This window comes from Kutzneria sp. NPDC052558 (assembly GCF_044547355.1).
Taxonomy (GTDB): Bacteria; Actinomycetota; Actinomycetes; order Mycobacteriales; family Pseudonocardiaceae; genus Kutzneria.
This window is the reverse complement of record NZ_JBIUAG010000057.1, coordinates 19,971-31,666: the sequence shown is the minus strand read 5'-3', so window position 1 is coordinate 31,666 and position 11,696 is coordinate 19,971. Positions and strand designations below refer to the sequence as shown.

Here is an 11,696-nt window from a genome sequence, read left to right as displayed (position 1 = left end):
AAGCCCTCTTCCGACGGGCGGCGGACGCAGGCCACCCGGGCGCCTTGCTCCAGTTGGCGCGGATGCTCGAGGAGGCCGGGGACAAGAACGGTGCCTACGCCCTCCACCTGCAGGCCGCCGCCGACGACCCCGAAGCCCTGTTCGCTCTGGCGCAGCAGTGGTACGTCGATGGGGACCGGGAGGGAGCTGAAGCCCTCTTCCGACGGGCGGCGGACGCAGGCCACCCGGGCGCCTTGCTCCAGTTGGCGCGGATGCTCGAGGAGGCCGGGGACAAGAACGGTGCCGAAACCCTTGCCTGGCAGGCCGCCAAGGCCGGCGACCCTGATGCCGTGGAATACCTGGCGTGGAGGCTTGAGGGGACCGGGGATCAGCAGGGCTTCGAAACGCTCGTTCGCCACGCCGCCGACGCCGGCTACACCGAAGCCTTGTGGCGCCTGGCGCAATGGCATGAGCGTACCGTAGGTGATCGGCAGGGCTTCGAAACGCTCGTTCGCCACGCCGCCGCCGCCGGCCACACCGAAGCCCTGGAATACCTGGCGCAGAAGCTTGAGGGGGCCGGCGATCAGCAGGGCGCCGAAGCCCTCTGCCAGCAGGCCGTCGACGCCGGCCACACCAAAGCCTTGTGGTGCTTGGCGCGAAGGCGAGAGAAAGCGGGCGACGTCGAGGGCGCCGAAAGCCTCCTCCAGCGGGCCGCGGACGCTGGTGACCCCGATGTCCTGAGAATCCTGGTGCGGAGACGACAGGAGGCCGGCGATCAGCAGGGCGCCGAAACGCTTGCCTGGCAAGCCGCCGACGCTGGACACCTCGGCCTGCTGGATTACCTGGCGCAGAGGCGTGAGGAGGCCGGGGATCAGCAGGGCGCCGAAGCCCTCTTCCGGCAGGCCGCCGACGCCGGCCACTTTTTGCTCGGCAGTTGGTCGAGGTGGCCGCTCGGCTTGGACCCAGACGGGTCACCTACTCCTGACGCGCCTTAACAACTCAGACGTCCGCTGAGCTGCAAGCAGCACGGCGAAGAGGGTTGTCGCGCGTCCCTTGTGGATGAGGCGACCCACTGACCGCACGCCGTTCCACCGGATACTGATCGGTCACGTCTGGATGTCGTACTGCAACTGCATCGCGCTCGGTATGGAGGTGCTTCGGCGCCATTCCCCGGTGTACCTTGCGCCTCACAGCACTGTCGAAGAAGTGCCACCGATCTGAGACTGGTCTTGGGTGACATCGAACTGAGACAGGCAGTACCCGCAGGTCGGAGGAGATCAACATGTCACGCGGCGTGGGAACCTACATCACGATCGCTAGATCGGCCGAGCGGCTTGGTCGTCGCGGGAAACGTTGCCGCGACGCCACGCCCCGAGCGCGCCGACGGCCGGTTAATCAACGACAATCTGTGAAAGGAGGTGAAGGTTGGCAGGACCACCATGAACAGCGCCATCAGTGATGGGAGAGCGGCGTGACTAGTAGGCTGCCGTCGGGATTTCTCATGCGAAGTCGGGAGTCTAGCCCCGCGCTGGTTTCAAGAAGCGCCTCTAGCCACCGCCCTCGCGACCAGATACCCATCGACCGTCGCATGCAAGAACTCGTAGGTGCGCTGGATCCGTTCGGTGCCGAGCTCGGTGCTTCGAGGGTGCGGATGAATAAGACTGGGCCAACAGCTCGGGCACGAAGGTCAGGGTCTGATGCGACAACGGCAGCGCGGCACGGTAGAACAGCATGCGAAGCCTTCGGTGGCAGGGTCTGCTCTTGGTCGACAGCCCTCCTACTGGAGGTTCATCCGTTGTCGCGCCGACACGCCGATGCCCCTCAGTTCCTGATCTGCATCCCTTGCCTCCCAAGACATCCAGACCAGGATGAAAAAGGTTCACTGCAAGAACGGAGGCGGGCGTGTCCATCACCGGGACAGCCCGCGTCCGCGGGGACGACTGCGTAAGGTCCGCCAACTGTGCGCGCGTCATCGGAACAGCCCCGCGTCCGCGAGGGACGACGAGCGCTCCTTGGCCTCGGCCGGCAGCGCGACCGGAACAGCCTCGCGTCCGCGGGAACGACGCAGACCTGGGACCCCGCCACCTTCAAACGTGGCTGAACAGCCCCGCGTCCGGTGGGTCATTCGTTCTGCGTTACCGGAACAGCCCCGCGTCCGCGGGGACGACCGCGCGAGCCAAGCCCCTAGCGGTAGTTTGTTAACTTCAAGTGGGTAGGTAGAGATCGATGCCCCGGCCTTGTGCAAGGGTGTCGAGCAGTCGTTGTAGTTCATCGGGCGGGGGCTTGTCTGACCACGCTCTCCACCAGCGTCGCAGCAGTAGCCACGGGGTCAGCCAGGCCCGGACGGCGCGTAAGGCCTTGGGCCAACAGGACATTCGTGCCGGCTGGGGAGGTTGGGTGCCCCCTCTCTCCGGGGTCGTCGGCAGACGACCCCGGAGACGACGCGCTCAGACTGTCGCGTGTAGACAGTAGGTCGAACCATGTGGCCCAGCAGAACGAGAACGCACAGTTGACCAACGTCTGATGGCGGCGGATCGCGGTGGCGGACCGAACCTGGAAATCGGCCCATCCCAACTCGTCTTTGACCTGCTTGTAGCTTTGCTCGATCCAGTGCCGGATGCCGTACAGCCGCACCACTTCAGTCAGATCGGCGGCCTCATGTGGGTTGTCGAGCCCATCGTGCGGACCACCGGGTCTCGGCAGGTTAGTGGCCAGGTACCAAGTTGCCTTGTCCGGCAACGTTTCCGGGTCCGTGGTGGCCACCACCAGCCGGGTGTGTCCATCGGGCCCCCACCAGCCCAGCGTGGCATCAGCGGCCCACCAGGTTTCGGTGTGCCCATACCGGAATACCCGCCGCACCCTGCTCCAGCCACCAGGATCGTCAGGGCCGTTCCAGCGCACCGCGGCTGCCGCGTCCTTGGGTGTGTATGCCTCGGCCTGATACTGCCAGGTGCCCCGCGAGGGCTTGAGCGCCATGACAAAGCCCCAACCGCCCTGCCGCAGTTCGGCGCGCAGGTCGTCGTGGTCGCCGTAGAAGCAGTCGGCCACCACCGCCCGGCACACCACCCCAGCCTCCTGGGCCTTGGTCACCAGGTTCGCCGCGATCTTCAGCTTGGTACGAAAGTCGGAATCGTTGCGGCCCTTGGGGAAATGCGACGCCGGCGTGTAGGGCTCGGCGTGCAGCGGATAATAGACGCGCTCGTCGGCCCACACCGTGGTCACCGTGACGATACCGCTGTCGGTCTTGCCATAGCGGCCCAGCCACTGCCGCCCGACATGCGCGGTCGCGCTGCCATCCTTGCGGTCACCGGAATCGTCGATGACCAGCACCCCGCCAGGGTGTGGCGCGGTGGCCGGATCGGACAATAGTAGCTCCAGCCGCCGGTCGTTGACCTTCTCACTGTCCCAGGTGGACTCGGACAGGAGGTACTGCAATCGTTGCACAGCAGCGTGCTGCGCACCCGCCACCGGCTCTGCCCCGGCCAGGCCGGTCAGCGTCTTGTTCCGGTCACGCGGCGCCAGCAGTCCGGTCAGATACTCGCGAAACCCTCGCCGCTGCGCCAGTCGGGAGAACAGCTCGTCGAACCGGGCCGCGTAGTCCTCCAACGGACCCGCGGCCTCCGGGCACGCCACCCGAGCCACCAGCACCTCACCCGCCCTGTCGATCGACCTGCCGGCGCAACGACGCGACAACCAGGGAGGATACCAAGTTAACAAACTACCGCTAGGAGTGTCGCGTGCTCGGCCTCCAACCAGCCCATCGCGGCCGCCGCGTCGAACTGCGGGAGCGGGTGGACACCGGTCGCGGGTGGGGCAAGGTCTAGGAGCGTGGAATGAGGGTCAACGAGTCGTTGGGCGGCGAAGGTGGTGTGTAGGTAGAAATCCACCAGCCGGGTCAGTGCCGTCTCACGCACGTCGTCAGGAAGGGTGGTTTCGGCGGTATTGGCGGCGTAGTCGCGGACCAGATCGTGCATCCCGTACCGGCTCCCCGGACGCCGGTCGAGCAAGGACGCTCCTCCAACACAGACAGTGACTCTCGCGCGCCAGCCTGGGACGACCCGGCAAGAGACACCATGGCGGGCAAGGTGATTTCGGGGCCGGGGGCGATACCCAGCAGCGCGAACGCGGTTCGGTGTTGCTCGGCGAGGTGACGTAGCGACCACGACAGGACTGAGGGCAGACTGGCGGTGGGGTCGTCGGAGTCCAGGGCATCCAGGCCGAGATCGCGCAGATCGGCGACGAGATCGTCGAGTAGGTCCGGGTGGGTGCGGATCCGGGCGGCGATCAGGCCGAGCGCGAGGGGGAACCCTTTACACAGGCCGATTAGCTCGGTGATTGCCTGCTCGACGGCGGCGCGGTCGCGGATGCTGCCGAGTGCAGCGTATAGCAGAGTATGGGCCTCAGTGTCGGTGAGCACGTCGAGATACATGGGACGGGCACCGCGGCGGGTGAGCAGGGCGGGCAGCCGATGGCGGCTGGTGACCAGGACTGTGGATGTGGTGCCGCCGGGTAGTAGGGGCTCGATTTGGTCGGTAGTTGCGGCGTTGTCTAGCAGGATCAGCAGGCGTTTGCCGGCGGTGTGGGTGCGGTAGAGCGCGACGCGGGCATCGAGGTCGGTGGGCTGGTGATCGCGATCGACGCCGAGGGCGGCGAGGAAATCAGCCAACACGTCGGTGGGGTGCCGAGGTTCGCCAGGGCTGAAGCCACGTAGGTCGACCGAGAGTTGTCCGTTGGGGAAGCGGTCGAGGTTGTGGTGGGCCCAGGTGAGCGCGAGCCAGGTCTTGCCGATCCCACCGGCGCCGCCGATCGCGGAGATCACGGCCGTCCCAGCCCGATTCTGTTCTCCGTCAGCCGGCGCAAGGGCACGGTCGAGAGCGGCCAGTTGGTCGGCGCGGCCGACAAAGTCCGCCGGCGCGGCGAGCAGTTGGCGCGGTGTGGGCGTCGGAGGCTGAGGTGCAGGCAGGTAGTTGTGGACGCCGCCAGTGATCAGCCCGGCCTGCACGACCCCGTTTACCACGTCGGCGTTCACCGTGTTGTTGGTTGTCCCCGCTTGAGATGCACTGTCTTCGACGCTGCTATCAGCTTCGTGCTCGTCTTCGTCCGTCATCGCCTCGACCCCTGTCGTACGCACGCGGAGCATCCGACGCTAGCCCCGTCTTTCGCACATGGGAGTGAGTGAGTTGCTCCCCAGATTGTTGATCATGGCGGTTGAGTCGGGTCGACGGCAAGAAGATCGAGTAGCCGGGCCTGGACCGGGCCGGGTTGCGGGATGAGCGCTGGTCGCCCGTGGGTGGCCGGGATCAGCCGCAGCCCGGCCAGGGCCTGGAAGATCAGGCGGCCGGTGGGTGTGGCTTTCTGCCCGGGACACAGCCCGGTCATGGCGATGTCCGGGGCGAGGGCTCGGCGGACGGAACGCTCGACCAGGCAGAAGATCAGCAGGGCCAGGCAGATCACGGTGATCAGGGCTTCGATGCGCCGATTGGTCTTGAGGAACATCGGGGCGACCGCGAGCGGGCCCTTGAACGCGCTGTAGCGGCGTTCCACCACTTCCTGGCCCTTGTAGCGGATCAGCACCGTGGCGGCGTCGATGGTGACGGACAGGTTGGTCAGCAGGGCGTACCAGCCGTCGCTGGCCGCTTCCGCGTCCAGGGCGGCCTGGTCGAACCACCAGGCCAAGGTGGGTTTGCCGGTAGCCGGGTCGGTGCCGGTCTCGCTGCGCAGGAAGGCCTTGACCCGGCGATCGCGGGCGATGGCGGTGACCCGGTCGAGCACGGCCTGCTCGGTCGGGTAGTGCCGCGAGCCCAGCCCACGGGTCAGCCGCTGGAGATCGCCCGTGGCGCGGTCGAGTTTCTTAGCCCGTGCCGTGGCCGCCGCCCCGGCCCTCACGTCCGAGTGCACGAACACCCTGCGCAACCGCAGCGCGGGATCGGTCTTCTTCTTGCCGGGCACGACGAGTTCGTCTTCGAGCACCCGCCAGGCGCCGGTGCGATCGGCGGGTTTGCCCGCGTCACGCCCCGCGAGGTAGTCCACGGCGACCGCCGCCTCGATATCGAGCCCGGCCAGCTCGCCAGCCCCGACATAGAGCTTGGACGCCGGGGCGATGAACTCCACCCCGGCCGCGATCATCGCGTGCAGATTGCCGTAGGAGACCAGCGTGGAATCCCCGACGAGCAAGAAACCCCTCGGCCCGGCCATGTCCTTCAACGCGGTCATCGCACCCACGACCTGGGCCACCTCGCCGGCGTTGCCGTCGTAGGAGCGGTGCCAGACCGGTATTCCGCCGTCCCCGGTCACCGCCAGCCCGGCCTGCACCTGCTTCAGATCCGGGCGGCGATCCTTGGGATGACCGAACTTCGGCGCGACGAAGTCGGTGTCGGCTTGCTCGTAGGCGCCGAACAGCGAGACCGAGGTCATGTCCCAATGCAGCCGGGACACGTCCACCCCGAATGCGGCGATTGCCTGTGCCCCCACCGATCCGACGATCCTGTCCAGCTCCGGCGCGATCGCGTCCAGAGCGCGGGCGATCCGGTCGTCGCCCAACGCGGCCGGGTCGATGCCGAGCGTCTCCTCGACCGCCCAGGCTCGTGCCCAGTCCTGGACCCGGTACAACGGCGACGGCGAGGTCAGCCGGTTGGCCACCAGCGCCTCGATCACCTGGCCATGGGTCAGGATCGCCACATCCGTCCGGATCGGGCAGGCCCGATCGACGATCCCGGCCAGGTCAAGCCGGTGGCAGTACTGGGCCACCACTGGCAACGCGCCCAGCATCTTCTCCACACTCGGCCCGCCGTAGGCGATCGGCTGCCGAGCCCCTCGTTCCCGCATCTGGCCACGATAAGATGATCAAGACGAATCGTCGTTCCGGCCCCAACCACCCTCACGTGCGAAAGACGGGGCTAGCCAAGCAACGGTGCAGCGCCTAGCCAATTCACGCAGGCAGGCGTGTGGGCTGCTATGAATCCCTGATTTGAGGGAGTGGTGACAAAGCTTTCGTGCCTTCCGCTCACGGCGTCGTGCTGATGTGGGTTTCGAGCTTGCCACACACACACCGATGTCGACACGCTTGCGATAGTGGGAGTAGATGGTCATTCCGTTGCCGTAGCGCGCTGGGATCGCGTGCCAGGCATGGTTGGTGCGGAGTTTCCACAGGATGCCGTCGATGGTCTGCCTGTGGTCGCGGGGCGGTCTACCCTTCGTAGAGGTCGGGATCAGCGGGTGGATCCGCTGCCAGGAAGCGTCGGTAAGCTCACTGGGTAGTGGGCCGGCGACGCTGGCCGGCCGGTGTAGGGTCTCACCGCTCTTGACATGTCGTTCTTGTACGACCTGGGTGTTCTCGATTGTCTTACGGTGACGCCACCATGATCAGTCTCAAACTCATGGTATTTCCTTGGGCGGGTGAGCCGTCCGCTGCGGTGAGCCGGCAGCGTGGGCCGGTCCTGCCGCCTGCCGACCGTCCTCATCGCGGCATGACAGCGCGTTGGCCGCCAGCCCGTCAGACGAAATCTTCGAATGAGTCCTCGCCAGGGCGCCAACACATCCACTGCCCGTCGGTGAAGCCATCCAACGTCGCGATCTCGGGTCCCGCGAGGTCAACGAGTGCCGGGCGCAGTACAACAAAACCGTTGTCGAGTTCGATCCGTACGCCGAACCCGGCGCCTTCCTCCGTACACACCACAGTGCCGGAGATCAGCGACCGCAATGCGTCCGCGTATCGCGGAAGACCGTCGGTGAACGTGTCGCCCGAGATCGTCACGGTCGGCATGACCTCGCAGTGGAGGACGGGCAGATCCTGTGAGGGACCGTCGAAATACAACTGGACATAGTCCAGCACGAACTGCGCGGAGAATAGGCGGAATCCAACCAGCCGGCCGAGCAATTCGTTGGGTTGGTACTCGTCACCACGCGCGTCGATCACGGCGTCATCATGCCCGAACTCGGCCCCGACGCACGGTCATCGGCAGCAGCGGACATCGATACCCGGTCCGCGGCATGGGCGCGCAACGGGTACAGCGCGTGGGACCGGTCCCACGCAGGTGGCGATAGCGTGTCGGCATGGCGCTGGTCATGTGGGGGCGGGTCTGGCTCGCGACGGCGGTACTCGTGTCGTCGGCGGCAGGCTGTGGCGCGGACGACCCTGAAACCGCCCGATGGCGGCTCGACTACGTCACTGACTCGCGCGACGCGTACGTGCGACACGTTGTCGCCGTGTCCCCGAACGAGGGCTGGGCTGTGGCCACTGAGAACAACGGCGACGGCGACAGTTCGGACGTCCTGCTGCACCGCGACGGTGCCGAGTGGCGGCCTGCGCCAACACCACCCGCGCTGGACCCCTACAAGGGCGCAGAACTCGGCACATTGGCCGCCTCCGGTCCGGACAACGTGTGGCAGTTCGGCAACTTGGCCCCGGACGAGGTCGTCAGGGACAGGCAGTACGGTGCGTTGCGCTGGGACGGGCAGCGGTGGAGCCGCACCTCCGTCGACTTCCCGGTCTACGACGCCGTGGTCCTGGCACCCGACAACGTGTGGGCGCTCGACGCATCGTCAGCCGGGCCCGCGGCACGGCACTGGGACGGTACAAAGTGGACAGAGCAGCTGTGGTCGCCCGCCGAGTACTACCTCGACTCGCTCACCGCCACCGGTCCCGATGATGTGTGGGCCTCAGGATTTCACGGCGACCAGGCCGCGATCATGCACTACGACGGAACGCGGTGGGAACCGGTCAACATCCCCTCGATGAAACCGGCGCCGAAGCAGAAGGCCTCGATCCACGACATCCTCGCGATCTCCCGTACCAACGTCTGGGCGTTCGGGCAGCTCACCTCGACCACCGCAAGCCCTGCCACGTTCGCGTTGAACTGGAACGGCTCGGAGTGGCGGAAGTACGCAGACGGTTTTGACGACCCCGGCGCGCATACCCAATCGCAGTCCGGCCCGAGGGCGACCGGTGACGGTGCGGGCGGTTTCGTGTTGTCCGGCACGTCGGGCGGCGTGCAACACCGCTCGCGCGACGGGAACCTCACCCCGATCGCGAATCCGGAACCGGTCGTAGGGCGTGGGAGCGAGGTCACCGACCAGGACCGGCAGCAACTCTTCGTGCTCCACGACCTGACACTCGTGCCCGGTACCCGGCAGGTGTGGGCAGTCGGCGCGGTCGGCATTGCCTTGGCATCCCCCGACACCAAGTTCTCGCGCGGTGTCGTCGCCTCCTACACCACCGGCGGCTGACCAGGTTACCGAGAAGGCCGAACCCGGACCAGCCAGGCAGGTACGTGAGCCGGTCGCCCTCCGGCCAGACCGCGTACAGGTGCAACACGCGCAACTCGGCAGGACAGGGCGTCGAGAATTAAGTGCCAGATGCCATGTAGGCGGCCAGGATGTAGTTCGGGTGCCGGTCGAGGTTCTTGCGGGCTCGGTCATAACGCATCGTCGTGCGTGGATCGGCGTGGCGGGCGGCGATCTGGACGTCACGCAGGTCGACGCCGGCGTCGAGCATGGTGGTCACGAACGTGTGCCGGAGCATGTGCGGATGCATCCGCGGCAACCGCACCACCGACACCTCGGCCAGCCTGCGTAGCCGGCGGGTCGCGCAGTGCCGGTCCATGCGCATACCGCGCCGGTTGAGCAGGACCGGGCCGCGGTCGCGGTCACCGGCAGCTCTGTCTATCGCGCGCCCGACCGCCGGCGGCAACGGCACCAGCGCGACCTTGCCGCCCTTACCGACCACACGCAGCACCCGGTGCCCGTGCTCCTCGCCCACATCGCCGATGTCCGCAGCGCATGCCTCGAACACCCGCAGCCCCAACAGACCCAGCATCGCCACCAACGCGAAGTCGAACGGACTCACCGACTCCCGTGCTGCGGTCAACAGCGCCTCGAACTGCAGGTGGGACAGGCCCAATGTGGGTGACTCGTTCGGCACCGTCGGGCGCCGCACGTACTCCGCCGGCGAGTGCTCGAGCACCGTGTCGATCACACAGGTTCGGTAGAAGCCGGTGACCACGGCCATCCTGCGTGACACCGTGGAGGGTTTGAATCGTCGGACTTCCTGCATCCACCGCACGTACAGCTCGATCTGCGCGCGCCGCGCTGTCAGCGGTGCGAGTTCGCGGTCGTGGCACCAGACGAAGAAGATCCGCAGGTCCGATTCGGAGTGGGCACGCGAGACACCGGTGTAGCGGCCGAGATATGCGAGGGCCGCCGCTCGCAGCACCGTCTCGTCCAAGTCTGAGGGCTCCATGACCTCAGATTGAGCGCGACTGCGGCTGATGCCAGTCCCGTGCGAGACCGGGCGTTGTACATGTCCGCTCCAAAGGCCAGGATCGCTGGCATGACGGACACCGACCGGCTGCGCGAGATGATCGATGAGCTACGTCGGATGCGTGAGCAGTGCGAGCCCAAGTCGAACCAGAACCCGAGGTACTTGCGGTACTCGAACGCCGTCAGCGCCCTTCGGTGGCTCATCGACGACCTCACCACGGAGCGCGACGCACCCTGAACCGCACCCCGGCTGCCGGCTGGTCAAGCCGTACCACCGGCGGCATGAGAGTGCGTTCACGGACGGTAATCAGGCGTGTAACAGTGCCGGAGTTCGAAGCGACTTGTCACCACGCTGGTGCCGAGGCGGACCTGGCCTCGGCAGGGGTGCGCGGAGGTACAAGGTGACCGAGCTTGTCAAGGTGAGCGCGGGCGACGATTCGGTGCTGGATGTGGTCTTCGTACACGGCCTGGACGGTGACGCGCGCAAGAGTTGGTCGGCGAAGCGGAAGGTCCAGCACTTTACCCGAACGGCGGCTGGTGGGCCGTACGCTGCCGACGGCCTACTGCGCAAGGTCACCCCCTGGCACTATCGATCGAGCGACGCAGCTCAACGGTCAGGAGCACGCCATGGCAGCCGGTCCGACCTCGCTCACTCCTCGACTGCAATCCTGCGTTGACCGGTTCGCCAAGGCCCTCGTCGTGCCTGCGAAGTTGATGTCGCTACACCCGCGCCGGCGCGGCAACCCCGGCAAGGCCGCCGCGTTGGCCCCGGCGATCACGCTAGGCGTGTTGTCCGCGTTCGAGGGGTACGTCGAGGACGTCCTGGCCACCGCGTTCTACCTCCAGCAGCAGAGCTTCGGTCAGATCGCGAAGAAGCTCAGCATCAACAACCCGGACGTCGAGGACATGGAACGATTGGTCCTCAACAACTTCCCGACGGTGAAACGGGCTGTCGGAGTTGACGTGACGGTGGACGTGCGCAAGGTCCTGCCGCACAGCAATGACGCGTGGGTCCGCCTGACGCTGAACTGGAACGAGCTGAAACAAGAGGCTGGCGGCTGGATGCAGGTCCGTCACTGCCTGACGCACGGACTGGTCAGCGGTGCAAGCCCTGAGGTGTGGCCGGCGCCGTTGCGTGCTGACAAGCCGCACGCATCGACCGTTCTGCGGCATAAACGCGACGGCCGGCACTCCTTGAACCTGAACGGCGCGATCAGCTGCGCCCGGATCTACATCACCGGCGGGCAGCACCTGGGCAACCTGATGGCAGCCGAGCTTGGGCAGACGCTGTCGTGGAAGAACGTGCCCGACTTCGCCCAGTTCACGCCCCAGGCCGACGAGACCGCTGCTCCGAGATCGCATCGGGACGGCCACACCGAAACCGCCGGCCAGGTTGACGACGAGCAGGAGTAGTTGACGGACGAGCGCGTCGTCCACCGTTGACCGAACGAGGATGAACA

Annotated in this window: 10 protein-coding genes; 3 read left to right on the top strand and 7 right to left on the bottom strand. The window is 66.6% G+C overall.

What is annotated here, in order from left to right:
- The 6 genes from ACIG5F_RS47725 to ACIG5F_RS47700 form a co-directional block, all read right to left on the bottom strand.
- Positions 1-899 (bottom strand): hypothetical protein (locus ACIG5F_RS47725; RefSeq protein ID WP_396527010.1); only part of this gene is annotated, 899 nt, incomplete at its 3' end.
- Between the two features lie 1,348 nt (positions 900-2,247).
- Entirely contained in the window at positions 2,248-3,585 is a 1,338-nt protein-coding gene (locus ACIG5F_RS47720) for an IS701 family transposase (protein ID WP_396527009.1), read from the bottom strand.
- Positions 3,586-3,874: 289 nt separating this feature from the next.
- Complete coding sequence (locus ACIG5F_RS47715; RefSeq protein ID WP_396527008.1) at positions 3,875-5,086, bottom strand: NB-ARC domain-containing protein; 1,212 nt, start codon at positions 5,084-5,086, stop codon at positions 3,875-3,877.
- A gap of 92 nt (positions 5,087-5,178) precedes the next feature.
- Positions 5,179-6,804 (bottom strand): IS1634 family transposase, encoded by a 1,626-nt coding sequence (locus ACIG5F_RS47710; protein ID WP_396527007.1) that lies wholly within the window; start codon positions 6,802-6,804, stop codon positions 5,179-5,181.
- An 18-nt stretch (positions 6,805-6,822) separates the two neighbouring features.
- A complete protein-coding gene (locus tag ACIG5F_RS47705; protein WP_396527020.1) occupies positions 6,823-7,317 on the bottom strand; it encodes a transposase in 495 nt (164 codons plus the stop codon).
- Between the two features lie 154 nt (positions 7,318-7,471).
- Positions 7,472-7,894: a hypothetical protein gene (locus ACIG5F_RS47700; RefSeq protein ID WP_396527006.1), complete on the bottom strand. Its 423-nt coding sequence runs from the start codon at positions 7,892-7,894 to the stop codon at positions 7,472-7,474.
- 137 nt (positions 7,895-8,031) lie between these two features.
- Here ACIG5F_RS47700 and ACIG5F_RS47695 point away from each other — a divergent pair, with 137 nt between their 5' ends.
- Complete coding sequence (locus ACIG5F_RS47695) at positions 8,032-9,204, top strand: hypothetical protein (protein WP_396527005.1); 1,173 nt, start codon at positions 8,032-8,034, stop codon at positions 9,202-9,204.
- A 118-nt stretch (positions 9,205-9,322) separates the two neighbouring features.
- Here ACIG5F_RS47695 and ACIG5F_RS47690 read toward each other — a convergent pair whose 3' ends face one another.
- Entirely contained in the window at positions 9,323-10,201 is an 879-nt protein-coding gene (locus tag ACIG5F_RS47690) for a tyrosine-type recombinase/integrase (protein WP_396527004.1), read from the bottom strand.
- 105 nt (positions 10,202-10,306) lie between these two features.
- On the opposite strand from ACIG5F_RS47690, the gene ACIG5F_RS47685 reads away from it, so the two are divergent.
- Both ACIG5F_RS47685 and ACIG5F_RS47680 read left to right on the top strand, forming a co-directional pair.
- Positions 10,307-10,474 carry a hypothetical protein gene (locus tag ACIG5F_RS47685; RefSeq protein WP_396527003.1) on the top strand — a complete coding sequence of 56 codons (168 nt, stop codon included), beginning with the start codon at positions 10,307-10,309 and terminating at the stop codon, positions 10,472-10,474.
- Between the two features lie 389 nt (positions 10,475-10,863).
- The gene (locus ACIG5F_RS47680; protein WP_396527002.1) at positions 10,864-11,649 is read left to right on the top strand and encodes a hypothetical protein; all 786 of its coding nucleotides are present in this window, start codon (positions 10,864-10,866) and stop codon (positions 11,647-11,649) included.
- Positions 11,650-11,696 lie beyond the last annotated feature (47 nt).